The sequence below is a fragment of the Polynucleobacter sp. Nonnen-W13 genome (assembly GCF_018881735.1).
Classification (GTDB): domain Bacteria; phylum Pseudomonadota; class Gammaproteobacteria; order Burkholderiales; family Burkholderiaceae; genus Polynucleobacter.
Genome location: NZ_JACVPU010000001.1, coordinates 290,916 through 307,654, shown reverse-complemented (window position 1 = coordinate 307,654; position 16,739 = coordinate 290,916). Strand labels below are relative to the sequence as shown.

24 protein-coding genes are annotated in these 16,739 nt (G+C 46.1%); 13 read left to right on the top strand and 11 right to left on the bottom strand.

All coding sequences use genetic code 11. From position 1 onward, the window contains the following. Positions 1-28 precede the first annotated feature (28 nt). The 7 genes from ICN27_RS01655 to ICN27_RS01625 all read right to left on the bottom strand — a co-directional run bounded on the left by ICN27_RS01655 (position 29) and on the right by ICN27_RS01625 (position 4,034). Complete coding sequence (locus ICN27_RS01655) at positions 29-337, bottom strand: high-potential iron-sulfur protein (RefSeq protein ID WP_216268723.1); 309 nt, start codon at positions 335-337, stop codon at positions 29-31. A gap of 148 nt (positions 338-485) precedes the next feature. Next, a complete protein-coding gene (locus ICN27_RS01650) occupies positions 486-719 on the bottom strand; it encodes a hypothetical protein (protein ID WP_255534930.1) in 234 nt (77 codons plus the stop codon). 14 nt (positions 720-733) lie between these two features. Continuing rightward, positions 734-1,525 carry a GTP cyclohydrolase I gene (gene folE, locus ICN27_RS01645; RefSeq protein WP_216268722.1) on the bottom strand — a complete coding sequence of 264 codons (792 nt, stop codon included), beginning with the start codon at positions 1,523-1,525 and terminating at the stop codon, positions 734-736. A gap of 46 nt (positions 1,526-1,571) precedes the next feature. Beyond that, positions 1,572-1,943, bottom strand: coding sequence for an MAPEG family protein (locus ICN27_RS01640; RefSeq protein ID WP_216268721.1), 372 nt, complete (start codon positions 1,941-1,943; stop codon positions 1,572-1,574). Next, entirely contained in the window at positions 1,940-2,575 is a 636-nt protein-coding gene (plsY, locus tag ICN27_RS01635) for a glycerol-3-phosphate 1-O-acyltransferase PlsY (protein WP_216268720.1), read from the bottom strand. The genes ICN27_RS01640 and plsY overlap by 4 nt, the downstream gene beginning before the upstream one ends. A 54-nt stretch (positions 2,576-2,629) precedes the next feature. Next, positions 2,630-3,565, bottom strand: coding sequence for a site-specific tyrosine recombinase XerD (xerD, locus tag ICN27_RS01630; RefSeq protein ID WP_370624478.1), 936 nt, complete (start codon positions 3,563-3,565; stop codon positions 2,630-2,632). Next, positions 3,549-4,034, bottom strand: coding sequence for a YajQ family cyclic di-GMP-binding protein (locus tag ICN27_RS01625; protein ID WP_216268718.1), 486 nt, complete (start codon positions 4,032-4,034; stop codon positions 3,549-3,551). Before ICN27_RS01625 ends, xerD begins: the two co-directional genes overlap by 17 nt. Positions 4,035-4,151: 117 nt before the next feature. On the opposite strand from ICN27_RS01625, the gene murB reads away from it, so the two are divergent. The 4 genes from murB to ICN27_RS01605 all read left to right on the top strand — a co-directional run bounded on the left by murB (position 4,152) and on the right by ICN27_RS01605 (position 6,370). Beyond that, on the top strand, positions 4,152-5,192 hold the full coding sequence (gene murB / locus ICN27_RS01620; protein WP_216268717.1) for a UDP-N-acetylmuramate dehydrogenase: 1,041 nt from the start codon (positions 4,152-4,154) through the stop codon (positions 5,190-5,192). Positions 5,193-5,333: 141 nt separating this feature from the next. After that, positions 5,334-5,513, top strand: a complete 180-nt coding sequence (locus tag ICN27_RS01615) for a type II toxin-antitoxin system HicA family toxin (protein WP_216268716.1) — start codon at positions 5,334-5,336, stop codon at positions 5,511-5,513. 8 nt (positions 5,514-5,521) lie between these two features. After that, entirely contained in the window at positions 5,522-5,941 is a 420-nt protein-coding gene (locus ICN27_RS01610) for a type II toxin-antitoxin system HicB family antitoxin (protein ID WP_216268715.1), read from the top strand. 105 nt (positions 5,942-6,046) lie between these two features. After that, positions 6,047-6,370: a type II toxin-antitoxin system HigA family antitoxin gene (locus ICN27_RS01605; protein WP_216268714.1), complete on the top strand. Its 324-nt coding sequence runs from the start codon at positions 6,047-6,049 to the stop codon at positions 6,368-6,370. Positions 6,371-6,390: 20 nt separating this feature from the next. On the opposite strand, the gene xseA is transcribed toward ICN27_RS01605, so the two are convergent. Beyond that, positions 6,391-7,602 (bottom strand): exodeoxyribonuclease VII large subunit, encoded by a 1,212-nt coding sequence (xseA, locus tag ICN27_RS01600; RefSeq protein ID WP_216268713.1) that lies wholly within the window; start codon positions 7,600-7,602, stop codon positions 6,391-6,393. A gap of 314 nt (positions 7,603-7,916) precedes the next feature. Between xseA and ICN27_RS01595 the strand changes: the two genes are divergently transcribed. The 6 genes from ICN27_RS01595 (at position 7,917) to adk (ending at position 11,875) form a co-directional block, all read left to right on the top strand. Then, complete coding sequence (locus ICN27_RS01595) at positions 7,917-8,543, top strand: MotA/TolQ/ExbB proton channel family protein (RefSeq protein WP_216268712.1); 627 nt, start codon at positions 7,917-7,919, stop codon at positions 8,541-8,543. Then, positions 8,540-8,986, top strand: a complete 447-nt coding sequence (locus tag ICN27_RS01590; protein WP_216268711.1) for a biopolymer transporter ExbD — start codon at positions 8,540-8,542, stop codon at positions 8,984-8,986. The genes ICN27_RS01595 and ICN27_RS01590 overlap by 4 nt, the downstream gene beginning before the upstream one ends. A 40-nt stretch (positions 8,987-9,026) precedes the next feature. Beyond that, positions 9,027-10,118, top strand: a complete 1,092-nt coding sequence (lpxK, locus tag ICN27_RS01585) for a tetraacyldisaccharide 4'-kinase (protein WP_216268710.1) — start codon at positions 9,027-9,029, stop codon at positions 10,116-10,118. A gap of 19 nt (positions 10,119-10,137) precedes the next feature. Further along, complete coding sequence (locus ICN27_RS01580) at positions 10,138-10,317, top strand: Trm112 family protein (RefSeq protein WP_216268709.1); 180 nt, start codon at positions 10,138-10,140, stop codon at positions 10,315-10,317. Positions 10,318-10,341: 24 nt separating this feature from the next. Beyond that, positions 10,342-11,106 (top strand): 3-deoxy-manno-octulosonate cytidylyltransferase, encoded by a 765-nt coding sequence (gene kdsB / locus ICN27_RS01575; RefSeq protein WP_216268708.1) that lies wholly within the window; start codon positions 10,342-10,344, stop codon positions 11,104-11,106. 103 nt (positions 11,107-11,209) lie between these two features. Beyond that, positions 11,210-11,875 (top strand): adenylate kinase, encoded by a 666-nt coding sequence (gene adk / locus ICN27_RS01570; RefSeq protein ID WP_216268707.1) that lies wholly within the window; start codon positions 11,210-11,212, stop codon positions 11,873-11,875. A gap of 73 nt (positions 11,876-11,948) precedes the next feature. Here adk and galE read toward each other — a convergent pair whose 3' ends face one another. From galE to glyA, 3 genes are read right to left on the bottom strand one after another with little or no spacing between them, the layout of a single operon-like run. Next, entirely contained in the window at positions 11,949-12,968 is a 1,020-nt protein-coding gene (galE, locus tag ICN27_RS01565) for a UDP-glucose 4-epimerase GalE (RefSeq protein WP_216268706.1), read from the bottom strand. Between the two features lie 45 nt (positions 12,969-13,013). Then, complete coding sequence (gene nrdR, locus ICN27_RS01560) at positions 13,014-13,460, bottom strand: transcriptional regulator NrdR (protein WP_015420459.1); 447 nt, start codon at positions 13,458-13,460, stop codon at positions 13,014-13,016. A gap of 41 nt (positions 13,461-13,501) precedes the next feature. Then, positions 13,502-14,746, bottom strand: a complete 1,245-nt coding sequence (gene glyA / locus ICN27_RS01555) for a serine hydroxymethyltransferase (RefSeq protein ID WP_216268705.1) — start codon at positions 14,744-14,746, stop codon at positions 13,502-13,504. Between the two features lie 76 nt (positions 14,747-14,822). Between glyA and tolQ the strand changes: the two genes are divergently transcribed. Genes tolQ through tolA form a run of 3 tightly spaced genes read left to right on the top strand, consistent with a single transcriptional unit; the run spans position 14,823 to position 16,739 of the window. Continuing rightward, positions 14,823-15,479, top strand: a complete 657-nt coding sequence (tolQ, locus tag ICN27_RS01550; RefSeq protein ID WP_216268704.1) for a protein TolQ — start codon at positions 14,823-14,825, stop codon at positions 15,477-15,479. A 2-nt stretch (positions 15,480-15,481) separates the two neighbouring features. Further along, positions 15,482-15,901, top strand: coding sequence for a protein TolR (gene tolR / locus ICN27_RS01545; RefSeq protein ID WP_215305811.1), 420 nt, complete (start codon positions 15,482-15,484; stop codon positions 15,899-15,901). 19 nt (positions 15,902-15,920) lie between these two features. After that, complete coding sequence (tolA, locus tag ICN27_RS01540) at positions 15,921-16,739, top strand: cell envelope integrity protein TolA (RefSeq protein WP_216268703.1); 819 nt, start codon at positions 15,921-15,923, stop codon at positions 16,737-16,739.

The window sequence follows — 16,739 nt, the reverse complement described above, 5'->3', positions numbered from 1 at the left end:
TTTTATTGAACTCCCAACTAACTTGGCATTAAGCCTTCTTAGCGTAAGCAGAGCACCAGCCCTTGCCAGCAACTTGTTTAGCGCCGAATAATGAGCAACCACCAGAAGCAGAACCGGCTTTACCTTGGTAAAGAGCGCAGTTATCGCACTGTTGACCAGCGGCATATTTAGCGTACTTAGCCTTATCAACCTTAGACGCATCTGCCTTGTAGCCCAATGCAGCAGCTTGTGGATCAGTTTCGGCAACCATTGCTTGAGCTTGAACTTTACCGTTCAAAGCCAAGGTGCAAGCACCAGCAGCGGACAAAATCATAAATTGGCGGCGACTATTTTTCATACGTTCTCCAGAGAGTGAAATGGAACAAAGATTGCATCTGAGTGGATCATAGAGCAGATCAAATTAGTCGACTATAGTCAGTCTAAGCATCTGATTTATATGACTATTTTTTTGAGAATTGTTCTCAAATTGAATTTACTGCAAGTTTCTAATGCCAACCCTTGAGATTCATACAGCCAATACGCTGTTTTACATGGGTGCCCGATCCTGATTCTGGATAGGATTGAGCGCAATCCAAGGCGTCCTGGCGAAAAGTCACTTTATTATTTTTAGCCGGATCGGTGTTCTCATCCGGATACAGAGAGCATCCGATGAGGATGGATGCAGCCAGAAATGAAAAGGTAGTTCCCCTCAGATATTGGCCTAATTTAGAAAGTGTCATGCGCCTACTCTTGACTATCTCTTGTCAAGCAGGGACAGGAACTCTCTACGCAAATTAGAGTCCTTCAAGAATGCGCCACGCATCACGCTGTTAACCATCTTGGAATCACGATCTTTAACACCGCGCCACTGCATGCAGAAGTGATCTGCATCCATCACGATCGCTACACCAATCGGCTTAATTTTTTTCTCCAGCATATCTGCCAACTCCACTACCGCCTCTTCCTGAATTTGTGGACGACACATGACCCATTCAGTTAAACGTGAGTACTTTGACAGACCAATGAGTGCAGACTCTTTGCTTGGTAATACGCCAATCCAAATACGTCCCATGATTGGACAAAGATGATGTGAGCAGGCGCTACGAACAGTAATGGGGCCAATGATCATCAACTCATTTAAGCGACTGACGTTAGGGAACTTTGTGAGGGTTGGTTGCTCGATATAGCGACCATTGAACACTTCCTTAACAAACATTTTTGCAACACGTTGGCTAGTGTTCTTAGTATTGTGATCACTCTCAGTGTCAATTACCAAGCTCTCTAAAACAGCCTGCATCTTTTCAGCAACCTCATCTACTAAGCCTTCTAACTCACCCGGCTGAATGAATTTAGAGATATTGTCATTCGCATGAAAGCGCGCCTTTTGCGCCTCAATGCGTCTACGAATCACTACAGACAATGGTGTACCCGCATCACTCTTTTTTGGAGTGGCTTTCTTGGTAGTTTTCTTTGCGGGTGTTGCGTTCGTCACTTTTTTAGCAGGGGCTATGCTAGCTGTCTTTGTAGGAGTTTTTTTTGTCGGCATATCTATTTATTGTCTCGATGAATTTGATGAATTACTTTTTGTTCTTTTAAATCTGGAAGAAGATTAAAACTGCACAAGCTAAACCAGCAAGCCACACAATGGATCGAGTAGTTGGCCAATCCGCTATATAGCAAATCAAATAAGCGATGCGGGCTGCAACAAATCCAATTGCCAATAAATCAATCCTGCCTTGCGGTGCGTTGGTTATAGATGCAATGATCACCGCAGCAAAGAAAAGCGGAAGAGATTCAAAAAGGTTGGCTTGGGCAGCATTGGCTCGGGCCCGAAATCCTGTCTGCTTGGCTAGCCATTGCCTAGGCATGCCATTGTCATAACCCTCAAAACCTTTTTTAGCAATTCCTGTTGCTACATAGGGAAAGACTCCCATGAACAAGACACACCAATAAGCAATGGTCATGACTGTCCTTTTTTCTTGGAACCAATACGACTTTCTTTGCCATTCATAAGGTTATGAATATTGCTACGATGACGCCAGATCAAGAGAAGACAAACTACCAGCAGCGCAATGCCCATAGGCTGAAAGCCAAACAAAAATACAAAATAGATTGGGCCAAAGACCGCAGCCGCTAAAGCAGCCAAGGAGGAGTAGCGCATGAACACCGCTACGATGATCCAGGTACCCAGAGTAGCTAAACCCAGAATCCAATTAATACCAAACAAAATACCGCAAGCAGTGGCAACACCCTTCCCACCCTTAAAGCCATGGAAGATGGGGAATAAATGACCCAAAAATACAGCAATCACCACACCACATAACAGCCAAGAATTGAGTGTCGATGTCAAAGATTCATCGCCGAGCAATATTCTCGCCAACATTACTGCAAGGTAGCCCTTTAAAGCATCGCCAATCAAAGTGAGCACAGCCGCTAGCTTATTACCAGTTCTGAGAACATTGGTTGCGCCTGGGTTACCAGACCCATAAGAATGGGGGTCAGGCAAACGCATGCACTTACTCACCACTACCGCAAAAGAGATTGAACCAATCAAGTAGGCAATCGGAATCAGCAATAGATCTAAAGTTACATTCATAGGGATATCTTAAACACTTATTGTATTGTTGATGATTGCCTGGGTCAGTACGCCTTAGGCGCCCCTGGGATGATGTTGCTGATGGATCGACTTTAGGCGCTCCCTTGCGACGTGGGTATAGATCTGAGTAGTCGAGATATCAGCATGGCCCAAGAGAAGCTGTACAACTCTTAAATCAGCCCCATGATTGAGTAAATGGGTAGCAAAAGCATGACGCAAGGTATGCGGAGATAAGGCAACGGGGATATTGGCAATGGTTGCGTAGCGCTTGATCAAAGCCCAAAATGCCTGACGAGTTAAACCAGTTCCCGTATGACGACCAACAAATACCGCATCCGAAGTCTTACCTTCCAGTAATGGCGTTCTGGCATCAGCCAAATAGCGACGCAACCACTGTCCTGCTTCACCACCAAATGGCACTAGTCGCTCTTTACCACCTTTGCCATTCACAACCCGAATAACACCCTCATTTAATCCCAAGGCAACCGTCTTTAATGACACTATCTCGGAGACCCGTAAGCCGCTGGCATACATCAACTCCAACATAGTGCGATCACGCAATCCTAATGATGTCTCAACATCAGGGGCATTCAGCAAGGCAGTAACCTGGTCTTCGCTCAAAGTCTTAGGGAAACGTAATGCTTGCTTTGCGGCACGCAAACCAATGCAAGGATCAGTTTTCACCAAGTTCATGCGAAGAGCATGACGATAAAATCGTTTGAATACCGTCAGCCGACGATTAGCAGTGGTTGCTTTATCTGCGCGTCGATGCGCAATATAGGCAGTGAGATCTTTTTCGGACACACCATAGAGATCAGTGCCGGAATCTTTTTGAAGCCACTGAGCCAAGAGCAATAGGTCTCGACGATAGGCGGACAAACTGTTTTGTGCCAAGCCATCCTCCAGCCAACAAGCGTCACAAAAGCGCTCAATGGCCTCTTGACTAGTTGGGTGGATTGCCGGCACAACTACATTAGTCACGGAAGTTATTAAAGCCTAATGGAGCCTCGCTGACTTCTTTCTTAAGCATTGCCATGGTGTCTTGCAAATCATCGCGCTTAGTACCCGTTACACGCACTGCATCACCCTGAATGCTGGCCTGCACTTTGATCTTGCTGTCTTTAATGATGCGCACTACTTTTTTAGCCAATTCCGAAGTAATACCCTTTTGGATTTTCATAGTTTGCTTGCGCTTATCGCTACCGATAGTCTCTTTTTTGTCGTCTTTGAGGTAGCGCACATCCACATTGCGCTTAGCCATCTTGCCGTAAAGCACATCGCGAACTTGACCCAATTTAAAGTCGTCATCACCAAACAAGATCAAAGTCTCATCCTTTTGCTCAACTCGGCTATCGGAGCCTTTGAAGTCAAAACGATTAGTAATTTCTTTGTTAGATTGCTCAATTGCGTTTTTCAACTCAATCATGTCTGGCTCACAAACTACGTCAAATGAGGGCATCTCAAACTCCTTAAATAAGCTGGGTAATCAATTCTGCAAATTCAATCATTGCATTGTTACTTTTCAAGTTTTTGCATAAATTGCGAACAGAAACTTGAACACGAATAAGATTGTGGCATGAACTCCGCAAAAAATGCGTCCAAACCAGCAAAATTGACCCGTAATCTGGGACTCAAGCACCGGAATAGCTTTGGCCTGGATTCCACGGCCGAATTGGCATACGAGATCACATCCGCGAATCAGTTGCCAGCCCTCATGAAAGAGCTTGGAGATAAAAAACTTACTTGGCGTGCATTAGGCGGCGGAAGCAATGTAATTCTTCCAGAATCTTTGCCAGGAGCCACTCTACTGATCAATATTTTGGGTCAAGAAATTATTCAGTCCGATCAAGAATATTCATGGCTCTCCGTGGGCGCTGGGGTCAATTGGCACGAGTTTGTTGCTTGGACACTTGATCAAAATTTACCCGGATTAGAAAACCTCGCTCTCATACCAGGAACGGTTGGCGCAGCGCCGATTCAAAACATTGGGGCATACGGAGTTGAAATCGGCGAATACATCGACAGCATCGAAGCATTTGATTCTTCGGCTCATGCCTTTGTCACCCTCTCGCAAGAGGCATGCCAGTTTGCCTATCGCGATAGCTACTTCAAACAAAATCCCAATCGATTTATCGTGACAAAGGTCGTTTTTAAAATCTCTAAGGCTTGGCAAGCGCGATTACAGTACGCCGATCTAGCAAAGCAATTTGCTGAGTCAAGCTCCAGCCCAAGTGCCAAACAAATTTTCGATGCCGTATGCACTATCCGATCTAATAAATTGCCAGACCCTAAGGTCATTGGCAATGCGGGAAGTTTTTTCCAAAACCCGATTGTCAGCACCGAGCAATACGAGCAACTGAGCAAGAAATTTCCAAATCTAGTCTCTTACCCCGATATTCCTGGCATGCGTAAGCTGGCGGCCGGATGGCTGATTGATCAATGCGGCTTTAAAGGTAAACGCGTTGGTCCTGTGGGCGTTTATGAAGACCAAGCGCTGGTGCTAGTGAATCATGGTGGCGGGACATCGACCGATATCCTCAATCTGGCAAAAAGCATTCAAGAAGAAGTGCAAAATAATTTTGGGATTGGGCTCGATATCGAGCCCAATATCCTTTAGTAACACCCTCACTGAGAGGGTCTCCCTAACCCTCTTCACTTGTGGGTTACTCCAATCCTAGACAATATTAGATGTCCAAATTCTTGGGCAACCTCATTTTTATTTCGCAAACAAAAACACAACAGATCTGTTAATATTTAGATGAACTCAAAACAGATGAAGAAATGGCTTGAGTTACAAGGGGCCACCTTCCTCCCTGGAAAGGGCTCCCACTTAAAAGTATTTTTAGGTGGTCGTCAATCGACCCTTCCTATGCACGGCACAACGGAGCTTGGAAAGGGGCTTGAGGCAGCCATCAAACGCCAACTCGGCTTGAAATAAAGGTCAATATGTTTAAGTACCCAGTAACACTAACAAAAGATGGCGCCAACCTTTTAGTTACCTTCAAGGACATCCCGGAGGCTATTACTTTTGGTAAAAATGAAGAAGAGGCACTGGAAAATGCTATTGATGCTCTTGAAACTGGACTGTCGTTTTATGTCGATGCACGTAAGCCACTGCCCAAGCCGAGCAAAGCAAAGCGTGGACAAAAAATAATCGCCCCATCCGCGCTTGAATCCGCAAAGCTAGGGGTATACCAAGCCATGATGGATCAAGGCATTAAGAAAGCCGAATTAGCACGTCGTCTAGGCTGGCATATGCCTCAAATTGACAGATTGTTCGATTTAAAACACTCATCCAAGTTTGATCAGATTGAAGCGGCCGCAACAGTTCTTGGATGCCACATTGAAATTACAGTAGCTACCTAATATCGAAGTGATCAAATTTTTCTTTAAATAATTACACCAAAAAAAAGCGGTATCGCAATGCGATATGAATCCCATCAGATTCACTCTGTAAAACAATATCGGAAAATGGTTGAACTTGCAGATATGTTGAACGATGTCATCGGCTCATCCAAAAAACATCCTCTTCTAAACTTATTTGAACTGGCTAGCGAATTAATACGAGCCTATGATCTGGAGCACTTTGATGTCCCAGATGCAAAACCTCAAGAGCTTCTTTCTTTTTTAATGGAACAGCATGGCCTTAAACAATCTGATTTGCCTGAGGTTGGTAATCAAAGCGTTATCTCTCAAATTCTTTCTGGCGCTCGCGAACTTAATGTACGCCAAATTAATTCTTTGGCAAAACGCTTTAAGGTACCAGCAGGAGTATTTTTTGAGCGCGCCTATTAATCAGGCTCAAGATTAGTAGGCTAACTTTCTTTAACCTTCGAAAACTCAACCTCGACCCGCCCCTCCGCCAGACGCACTTCAAATACGCTTTCTGTATTGAGTTCGTTGGGGCTGCGTACTGCATGCATCGCTTGCTCTTCCTTACTCAGGATGACTGCATAACCCCGCTCTAGAGTTCTTTGCGGGTTCAGCATTTCAAGTTGAGACTGGAAGTGGCTTTGATCACGCTTCCAATTCTCAACCCCAACCAACCATGCTTGATTCAGTCGCTTTTGCCAACCACCAATTTGCTCACGCATGCGATCGGGGTTAGGCAGGGCATGACTAAGACGCAAGGCCAGTTGATCCAATGTTTGTGCTTCGCGCTCTACTCGTTGATTTACTCTTTGCAACAATGCTTGCATGATGGCATCTAGCTCTTGCAGCATTTGATCGCGGCGTGGCGCGGCTAATTCTGCCGCGCCCGTAGGCGTGGGAGCACGCAAGTCAGCAACAAAGTCAGCTATCGTGACATCGGTTTCATGACCAACACCGCTCACAATCGGAATAGAAGACTGTGCAATCGCATAAGCTAATTTCTCGTCATTAAATGCCCATAGGTCTTCAATACTCCCACCGCCTCGCACCAGCAAAAGCACATCGACTACATTTTCTTTTTCAGCAGCCTTTAGTGCAGAAATAATTCCAGCTGGCGCATCTGGTCCCTGGACTAATGTTGGATAAATCACAATCGGTATATGCGGCGCTCTTCTGGCAAGCGTACTTAAGACATCCTTTAGGGCCGCTGCCTGCGGCGAAGTCACGATACCAATTGCTCTCGGATGAGTTGGAATAGAATGCTTATTTTCAAGATCAAACAAACCTTCTTTGGCGAGCTTGGCTTTGAGCTTTAAAAAGGCCTCATAAAGACCGCCCATGCCAGCCCGGCGCATACTTTGCACCGTCAGCTGAATGTCCCCACGCGGAACATAAAACCCCAGATTGGCAGCAACTTCTACCAAATCCCCCGATTGGGGCATAAATCCGACCTGTCCATTGCGGCCGCGGAACATTACGCAACGGATCTGCCCCTCCTCATCCTTGAGGGAAAAGTACCAATGGCCACTGTCATAGGCCTTGAAATTAGAAATCTCACCGCTCACCCAAACGGTATCGAAGCGCTCCTCTAAAGAGCTTGCAATGGCACGGTTGAGATCGCCAACACTGAGGATTTCCCTTGATATTTCCGACATTTTTTCTCTTTTTCTACACAAGCATCAGGGCTTACAGTCAATAAATATCCACAGAAGCCTATTAGGACTTGGTCTCAGCTAGATAAGTAAGTAATTACTGACCCGAAGCGTCTCATAAATCCAACAGATATTCTCTATCTAATTGATTTATATAATAAATTATTCTTCCCTACTGTGAGTAAATTTTCCAAAAACAGGATGACTCCACCATCAATCAAGGACTTACAACGCACTACTTTAAAAGTTTTGCACAGAGTTATCCACAGGATGTCTTTGTGAAAACGGGTTTTTAATTCAGCTAAAGTACTGAGCTTATGTACTCAATCTTACTGTCTGCTGGCTGGCCTATCTGGCCACTTCTTCTCATCTCCATTATCGGGCTGGCCATTGTCATAGAGCGCGCCTGGTATTTGCGTCAAATTCATCTATTTCCTAAAGATAGTTTAGAAACGGTATTTGGCCTAGCCAATGCTATTTGCCAGCAAAAGACAGTCTCAGAACCCGAAATTCAGGCAGTCAGCCAACTTACCCCAGTGGGCAGCCTCTTTGCCTGCATCCTTAGGGAAAAAGCCTCTGGCAGCCCCGCAGACTCCGCCTTAGAAGAATTGCAAGCCAGCGCTGAATCTACTTGGTTAAGGCTGGAGCGCTATCTTGGCATCTTGGCCACTATCGCAACCATTGCCCCCCTCCTGGGACTCTTTGGGACCGTTGTCGGCATGATTGAAATCTTTGGTAGTCAGGGTGTCGGCAGTCCTCAACAGCTAGCGCACGGCATCTCCATTGCTCTGTATAACACCGCTTTTGGATTGTTGATTGCGATTCCTGCTTTAGTTGCATGGCGCGGTCTGCGTGCAATGGCAAATCAACGCCAACATGAGTGCGAAGAATTTACCCGTCAATTATTTAAAAAACTCTATCCACATTCTGCGGATACAAAATGAGTTGGTTAGAAAATAAACTTCAGCATCGAGGTCAATTTTCGCTGGGGGTAAGAACAGCTCCGGTAGAGCCTGAGATCAATCTCATTCCTTTTATTGATGTGTTGTTAGTAGTGCTGATCTTTCTGATGATCTCCACTACATTTACCCGCTACCAAGAGTTAGCTATCACCCTACCCACTACAAATGGCGCAGCAAGCCAGTCGGAGGTGAAACAAATTCATATTGCAGTCAGTCGCGACGGGCGCTTTGCTATCAATGGCAAAGTGACTGACCGTAGCCAATTAAGCAATAGTCTCAATGCACTCGACAAAGACAATGCCATCCAAGTCAATATCGATGCCGATGCTAAAGCACCCCACCAAGCTGTTATGAGTGCTTTAGAGGCTGCGCGTGATGCCAACCTACCTAATATTGTGTTTAGCAGTCAAACTACTAAGAAGTAATCCAACACACCAAAACATTGAGCTCAAACAGTCGCCTTTAATGTCATCCCCAAAAAAATCTTCTTTCTTTAATAAGGCTCCTCGGTTTTGGGAAAGACGTGGGCCAATCAGTCTTGTGCTTTGGCCTTTGTCTAAGATTTATGGTTGGGTAAATCAAGCCTTAGATTTTGTAGATGAGCTGAACTTAGGAAGACGCAAACCAGCGCCAGTACCGATCATTATTGTTGGCAATATTCGCGTAGGCGGCACCGGTAAAACTCCTATCGTCATTGCCTTGGCTGAGCAACTAGCAAGTATGGGTTGGAAACCCGGAATTATTAGCAGAGGTTATGGTGCAACTGCATTCAGCACACCCCGCCAAGTAAAAAGTGATTCCAATCCTGCAGACGTCGGCGATGAACCCGTCTTAATTGCTCAGCGTACTGATGACCAGTTTCCGATTTGGGTCCACCCCAAACGAACCCTCAGCATTCAGTCTTTACTAAAACATGACCCCTCGGTGAACGTCATCATCAGTGATGATGGCTTACAGCATCGAAGTCTGCTGCGCTGGCCCGCCCGAGAAGGTGGCCGTGATATTGAGTTTGTAGTGCGCGATCAACGCGGTGAAGGTAATGGCTTCTTGCTGCCTGCCGGCCCATTACGCGAGCCTGCAGCGCGTGAGCGAGATGCCACTTTAATGACTGGTGCTATCACGCTCTCCAATCACATTGATGAATATTTTTTAGGGCGGCGCGCTTTCACGCTGAGTAGTCAACTCGGCATACCCTATCAACTAAATCATCCAAGCAATACACAATCTTTATCTTCCATTGCAGAAACTTATCTTCCAAACAAGATTACGGCTGTTGCTGCAATTGGTAATCCACAACGCTTTTTTGATGACTTACTGAAACAAGGAATTGCAGGCAAATCCATTGGCTTGGCTGATCATGCCACCTACACCCATGAATTTTTCTCTGCCATTAATGCTGAGTGCATCCTCATTACCGAAAAGGATGCCGTAAAATGCACCTCAATACAGGATGAACGTATTTGGGTGGTTCCAATGAGTTTAGAGATTCCAAAAACATTATCAGACTGGTTGCAGTCTATTCTGCAAAGACCTGATCCAAATCAATACACTTTATAAAAGATAGCAAAGATTAAATATGGACAAGCGCTTATTAGAGATTTTGGTCTGCCCCTTGTGCAAAAGTACTTTGCATTTAGATGCAGAAAAACACGAGCTCATCTGTAAAGCGGATCGCTTGGGCTACCCCATTCGTAATGACATCCCAGTAATGCTAGTTGATGAAGCTCGCAGCCTTTCTGCTGATGAAATCATCTAGCATTGACTCAGCGCAAGCAATCCAATGAGCAACAGCACCTCCAAGCCTCCTGAGTTTTTGGTTGTTATTCCCGCAAGACTAGGGTCTACTCGCCTACCTCGCAAACCGCTAGCTGATATTGGTGGCAAGCCTATGGTGATTCGTGTGGCTGAGCGTGCGCAGCAATCCAATGCCCAAAGTGTTGTAGTAGCAACTGACTCAACAGAAATTCAGGCAGCGTGTGATGAACATCGTATTGAGTGCTTATTAACTAGTGCAGATCATCCAACTGGTACAGACCGCATTGCAGAAGTAGCTCAACTGCTAAAACTACCAACAGATACTTTGATTGTGAACGTGCAAGGTGATGAACCACTGATTCCGCCAGACTTAATCAATCAGGTTGCTCAAACCTTAGCCGAAAATGCCGCTTGCGCGATTTCAACTGTGGCAGTCCCCATTGTTGATACCGCGGAAATTAATAACCCCAATGTAGTCAAAGTGGTCCTCAACCGCTCTAATGAAGCGCTCTACTTCTCGAGAGCCACTATTCCGTTTGTGCGGGATCCAAACGCTGGGCAGGTGGTCACCCATTTACGTCATTTGGGCATCTATGCCTATCGTGCCGACTTTCTGCAGGCTTACACCCGCCTTGAACCGGCGCCCCCTGAGCAAGCTGAAGCTCTAGAACAACTCCGCGCCCTCTGGAATGGCTATCGTATTGCCGTCTACACAGCCAGCGAAGCCCCACCAGCGGGGGTTGATACAGCTGAGGACCTCGAGCGGGTGCGCCGCATCTTGGCCAGCTAGCCCAGAATCTATTTATTCGGGGGTTCTCGGGGATAATCCTAGGAATTGATAACAAAGGATCCCGAAAAAATACGGGACAATGAGGGCTTCTAAGGGGAAAACAATGCGCTTAATTCTGCTCGGTGCACCAGGTGCTGGCAAAGGAACACAAGCTCAGTTCATTTGCGAAAAATTTGCCATTCCACAAATCTCGACAGGCGATATGTTGCGCGCTGCTGTTAAGGCTGGAACTGAACTTGGTATTGCAGCCAAAAAAATTATGGATGCTGGCGGTCTCGTTTCCGATGACATCATCATTGGCTTGGTAAAAGATCGCTTAACTCAACCTGACTGCAGCAAGGGTTACTTGTTTGACGGCTTCCCAAGAACCATTCCACAAGCTCAAGCCATGAAGGATGCTGGCGTACCAATCGATTACGTTTTAGAAATCGATGTGCCGTTTAATGCCATCATTGACCGCATGAGTGGTCGCCGCGTTCACCCAGCCTCAGGTCGTACTTATCACGTTACCTTCAATCCACCAAAAGTGGAAGGTAAAGACGATGTGACTGGTGAGGCATTGATTCAGCGTGATGATGATAAAGAGGAAACCGTTCGCAAGCGCTTGCAGGTTTATAACGACCAGACTCGTCCGCTAGTGGAGTACTACTCTACTTGGGCAACACAAAATAATGTAGCTGACAAAGTAAAGGCTCCCGCCTACCGCAAGGTAAGTGGCACTGGTAACGTTGATGACATTACTGCTTCTATTTTTGCAGAATTGAAATAATCAACACCTTTGCAATCTGCGAATGTAAAAAAGGACTGCATGCAGTCCTTTTTTGTGGCTCACAATCTTTTAGCTAATCGATGCCATAACCCTCAGGATTACTTTTTTGCCAACACCAAGTATCGGCACACATACGATCAATTCCTAACTTCGCTTGCCACCCTAGTATTTCTTTGGCTAAATCAGCGTTGGCATAGTATTCAGACAAATCCCCGGCACGACGACCGACAATTTCGTAAGGAATCTTGATGCCGGACGCTCTCTCGAAAGCGCTAATCATTTCTAGGACGCTATACGGCTTACCAGTTCCTAGATTGAGGGTAATAAAAGGGTTTACATCTCCAAGGGTCTTGAGTGCAGCCACATGACCAGCAGCCAAATCTTCAACATGGATATAGTCTCTTAATCCAGTACCGTCTGGGGTCGCATAATCATTACCATAGACCATCAACTTTGAGCGTCTTCCAATCGCCACCTGCGAAATGAATGGCATCAAATTATTCGGAACACCAAATGGATTTTCGCCAATGCGGCCTGATTCATGAGCGCCTACTGGATTAAAGTACCTCAGCAACGCGATTTGCCATTTTGGCTGTGATTTTTTTAGATCACGCAAAATATCCTCAACCATCAACTTAGTGCGGCCGTAAACATTAATCGGGGCCAAGGGAGTGTTCTCGCTATAACAAACATAGCCCGGATCCCCATACACAGTTGCTGAAGATGAAAAAATCAGCTTATATACACCAGCCTTAATCATCTCATCAAACAACACAATGCTACCCGAAACATTGTTATCAAAATATCTTAAGGGTTGCTCTTCTGATTCTCCGACGGCCTTTAAGCCAGCAAAATGGATTACGGAATCGAATGTATGTTGCGAAAAAATATTTCTAAGAAGCTCATGATCACGAATGTCACCTTCAATAAAATCAACCTGCCTTTTTGAGAGCTCTTCTATACGTGCAACAACGCCCTTGCTGCTGTTGGATAGATTGTCGAGAATGACGACCTCAAAACCGGCATTAGCCAATTGGATTGCCGTATGCGATCCAATATAACCAGTGCCGCCCGTAACTAACACTTTGCGCATCAGATCAGCACCCCCAAAAAAAATACTTTTATAAAAATCGTAGCTTTACTTCAACTCTTTCAGAGCGCTCTCGAAAGATTCAATATCAGCAAAGCTTCTATAGACAGAAGCAAAGCGGATGTAGGCCACTTTATCTAAGCGCTTGAGTTCACGCATCACTAACTCACCTACGCGCTCACTCGGGATTTCTTTTTCGCCTAAGCTAAGAAGCTTTTCTTCAATACGAGCAATCGATTCATCAACTGAGTCGGAAGAGACTGGGCGCTTACGCAATGCTAGCTTGACTGAGCTAACCAACTTATCGTGACTGTATTCAACACGACTGCCGTTCTTCTTCACGATTGCTGGCAGCACCAGCTCTACACGCTCGTAAGTCGTAAATCGTTTATCGCACTTTGCACAACGGCGGCGGCGGCGAATGGTATCGCCTTCATCCGATACCCGGGTATCTAGTACCTGAGTATCGTCGTTATGGCAGAAAGGGCAGCGCAATGTGGTTCTTCTTTATGTTTTAGTTTGACTAGTTATTTGTCTTAGCCGTAAACCGGGAAACGCTTGGTCAACTCAGCAACTTGTGCACGAACCTTAGCGATATTGTCAGCATCATTTGGATTATCCAAAACATCTGCAATGAAATTACCAACTTGACGTGCTTCCGCCTCTTTAAATCCACGTGTAGTCATTGCTGGTGAACCCAAACGAATACCACTTGTCACCATTGGCTTTTCTGGATCATTTGGAATACCGTTCTTGTTGCAAGTAATGTGCGCCTCGCCCAATACACGCTCAGCTTCTTTACCAGTCATTTTCTTAGCACGCAAATCTACCAACATCACATGAGAATCTGTACCACCAGAAACAATTCGCAGACCGCGTGAGATCAAAGTCTCAGCCAATACTTTTGCGTTTGCAATCACTTGTTTTTGATACTCAATAAAGCTAGGCTCTTGCGCTTCTTTAAACGCTGTTGCCTTAGCTGCGATAACATGCATTAATGGACCGCCCTGTAGACCTGGAAATACTGCAGAGTTAATGGCCTTCTCGTGCTCAGCTTTCATCAGGATAATGCCGCCACGAGGGCCGCGCAAACTCTTGTGTGTTGTGGAGGTAACGATGTCAGCATGCGGTACTGGATTTGGGTATACGCCAGCAGCAATCAAACCAGAGTAATGCGCCATGTCCACCATAAAAATGGCGCCGACTTCTTTAGCTAGCTTACCTATGCGCTCCCAATCGATCACAAGAGAGTAAGCAGATGCACCAGCAATAATCAATTTAGGTTTGTGCTCACGAGCTAAACGCTCCATTTGCTCGTAATCGATCGCTTCGTTTTTATCGAGGCCATAAGAAATAGGGTTAAACCACTTGCCACTCATATTCAAGGCCATGCCGTGGGTCAAGTGACCGCCTTCAGCCAAACTCATTCCCATGAAGGTATCGCCAGGTTTCAGGAAAGCCAAAAATACCGCTTGGTTTGCGGATGCGCCGCAATGAGGCTGAACGTTAGCCGCTTCAGCACCGTATAAAGCCTTTACTCGATCAATCGCCAACTGCTCAGCCACGTCTACAAACTCACAACCGCCGTAATAACGCTTGCCTGGGTAGCCTTCAGCGTACTTATTGGTGAGCTGAGAGCCCTGCGCCTGCATCACTGCTGGAGAGGCATAGTTCTCAGATGCAATCAGTTCAATGTGATCTTCTTGACGCTTATTTTCATTCTGAATCGATGCCCATAATTCCGGGTCGGTTTTGGCTAAGGTATTTTGGCGGTCAAACATGGTCATAATCCTGATGAAGTTGTATTGCTGAGTGAATTAACTTAGTAAAATCAACCTACATCATACAAAATCCACCATGACACCTACTCAAGATCTCTCATTTCTCTCTCTCGTCCTGAATGCCAGCCTATTAGTCCAGTTAGTAATGTTGTTATTACTGGGCATGTCAGTAGCCTCTTGGACCATCATTTTTAAGAAAACTGCCATTCTGAGAGGGGTAAGGCGCGATACCGAGCGCTTTGAGCGAGACTTTTGGTCTGGCGGCGACCTCCACACCCTTTTAGAGGCCGCCCAGCGCAATACCCGTAGCGATGCCGTTCTGGAGCACATCTTCGAAGCAGGCATGCAGGAGTTCACCAAGGGTCGAGAGATAGATGCTGCCCGTCGCGCCATGAAAGCCACCTACCAACGTGAAATGGACGTGCTGGAAGCTAATCTGCCATTCTTAGCCTCCGTAGGCTCAGTCTCTCCTTATATCGGCCTCTTTGGCACCGTTTGGGGCATCATGCATGCCTTCCGCGGCCTGGCTAACGTACAAAATGCTACTCTGGCAGCGGTCGCCCCGGGTATTGCGGAAGCACTGGTGGCTACTGCTATTGGCCTCTTTGCTGCTATCCCTGCGGTGGTTGCTTATAACCGCGCAGCAACGGATGTGGATCGCTTAGCAATTCGTTTTGAAACCTTCATTGAAGAATTCACCAACATCTTGCAACGTCAAGCTTCAGGTAGATAAGCATGGCAGGCTCACTCAGAAAATCCTCGAAACGTCGGGCAATGTCCGACATCAATGTGGTGCCTTACATTGATGTGATGTTGGTATTGCTAGTGATCTTTATGGTCACCGCGCCGATGGTGAATCCTGGCGTTGTGAATTTACCAACAGTAGGCGGTGCAAAAGTGCAATCATTGCCACCCGTCTTTTTAACAATCGATGCCAATGAAAATGTCATCGTGCGCAAAGATGGCGATCCAGTTCAAACCTTAAATAAATTTGAACTCGGTGCATTTGCAAGATCACAGGCAGAAAAATCTGCTGAGCAACCTGTTGTCCTTGCTGCAGATAAATCCATTAAGTATGAAGTGGTAATGGAAGTGATGTCCAAGCTGAAAGAGAATGGCGTGAAGCGTGTCGGCCTTGCCGTGAAGAGCCAATAAGCCTCCTTGCCTTGCATACATGAATAGCGCGCAAACTTTTCGTCCAAGCTCATTAAACTTTAAACGAGGGCGCCCTACTAAAAACGAAAGCACTACACGTGCTTTTAGTTTTTCACTAGCCGTACACTTAGGCCTAATAGCTTTCTTGGTCATCGGCATTAGCTGGAATAACTCAACCCCTTCAGGCGTTGAAGTTGAACTTTGGGATGTAAGCCAACAAGTCGAAACGCCTGTCGTTCCTGAAATCAAAACTGAGATGAAGGAAGAAGCAGCGGACATCGCCATTAAGAAAAAGAAGGTTGAAACAGAGCCCCCTAAAAAAGAAGTAGTGAAAGAAACGCCAAAGCCAGTCACTCCAACTAAGCCTCCTCCACCCAAGGAAAAAGAAAAAGAGAAGCCTAAAAAGCCTGAAGCACCGAAAGCTGCTGCACCTGCAGAAACTAAAGCCAATGCTGCCGCTGAAAAAGTGCGTGCAGATCAGCTAGCACGCTTACGCGCAGCTGCCGGGGCTGAAGGTGGTAGTGGTGGCACAAGCGGTAGCGGTGTCGGCGGTGGCGGCAATGCTCCTCCTGGCTGGACAGATAAGGTAGTTAAGAAAGTAAAACCGCTCATCGTGTTTAATCCAGAATCTATCAGCGGTAACCCTGCGGCAGTTGTTAAAGTAAACCTCGCACCGGATGGTGCAATCTTAAGTACAGATCTAGTGACCTCCAGCGGTAATGCAGGATGGGATCGGGCAGTTCTCCTGGCACTGACTCGCGCAGAAAGTCTGCCGAAAGACGACAATGGCAAAATTCCTCAAAGAGAAGTTAAGCTGACCTTTAAACCCAAGGACTAA

Coding starts and splice junctions, on each gene's coding strand:
- ICN27_RS01615 (WP_216268716.1), top strand. CDS start 5,334: ATGAACTCAAAACAGATGAAGAAATGGCTTGAGTTACAAGGGGCCACC.
- plsY (WP_216268720.1), bottom strand. CDS start 2,575: ATGAATGTAACTTTAGATCTATTGCTGATTCCGATTGCCTACTTGATT.
- ICN27_RS01590 (WP_216268711.1), top strand. CDS start 8,540: ATGAGTTGGTTAGAAAATAAACTTCAGCATCGAGGTCAATTTTCGCTG.
- murB (WP_216268717.1), top strand. CDS start 4,152: ATGAACTCCGCAAAAAATGCGTCCAAACCAGCAAAATTGACCCGTAAT.
- adk (WP_216268707.1), top strand. CDS start 11,210: ATGCGCTTAATTCTGCTCGGTGCACCAGGTGCTGGCAAAGGAACACAA.
- galE (WP_216268706.1), bottom strand. CDS start 12,968: ATGCGCAAAGTGTTAGTTACGGGCGGCACTGGTTATATTGGATCGCAT.
- tolR (WP_215305811.1), top strand. CDS start 15,482: ATGGCAGGCTCACTCAGAAAATCCTCGAAACGTCGGGCAATGTCCGAC.
- ICN27_RS01605 (WP_216268714.1), top strand. CDS start 6,047: ATGGTTGAACTTGCAGATATGTTGAACGATGTCATCGGCTCATCCAAA.
- ICN27_RS01650 (WP_255534930.1), bottom strand. CDS start 719: ATGACACTTTCTAAATTAGGCCAATATCTGAGGGGAACTACCTTTTCA.
- folE (WP_216268722.1), bottom strand. CDS start 1,525: ATGCCGACAAAAAAAACTCCTACAAAGACAGCTAGCATAGCCCCTGCT.
- kdsB (WP_216268708.1), top strand. CDS start 10,342: ATGAGCAACAGCACCTCCAAGCCTCCTGAGTTTTTGGTTGTTATTCCC.
- ICN27_RS01595 (WP_216268712.1), top strand. CDS start 7,917: ATGTACTCAATCTTACTGTCTGCTGGCTGGCCTATCTGGCCACTTCTT.
- lpxK (WP_216268710.1), top strand. CDS start 9,027: ATGTCATCCCCAAAAAAATCTTCTTTCTTTAATAAGGCTCCTCGGTTT.
- glyA (WP_216268705.1), bottom strand. CDS start 14,746: ATGTTTGACCGCCAAAATACCTTAGCCAAAACCGACCCGGAATTATGG.
- ICN27_RS01610 (WP_216268715.1), top strand. CDS start 5,522: ATGTTTAAGTACCCAGTAACACTAACAAAAGATGGCGCCAACCTTTTA.
- tolA (WP_216268703.1), top strand. CDS start 15,921: ATGAATAGCGCGCAAACTTTTCGTCCAAGCTCATTAAACTTTAAACGA.
- xseA (WP_216268713.1), bottom strand. CDS start 7,602: ATGTCGGAAATATCAAGGGAAATCCTCAGTGTTGGCGATCTCAACCGT.
- tolQ (WP_216268704.1), top strand. CDS start 14,823: ATGACACCTACTCAAGATCTCTCATTTCTCTCTCTCGTCCTGAATGCC.
- ICN27_RS01580 (WP_216268709.1), top strand. CDS start 10,138: ATGGACAAGCGCTTATTAGAGATTTTGGTCTGCCCCTTGTGCAAAAGT.
- ICN27_RS01640 (WP_216268721.1), bottom strand. CDS start 1,943: ATGACCATTGCTTATTGGTGTGTCTTGTTCATGGGAGTCTTTCCCTAT.
- ICN27_RS01625 (WP_216268718.1), bottom strand. CDS start 4,034: ATGCCCTCATTTGACGTAGTTTGTGAGCCAGACATGATTGAGTTGAAA.
- ICN27_RS01655 (WP_216268723.1), bottom strand. CDS start 337: ATGAAAAATAGTCGCCGCCAATTTATGATTTTGTCCGCTGCTGGTGCT.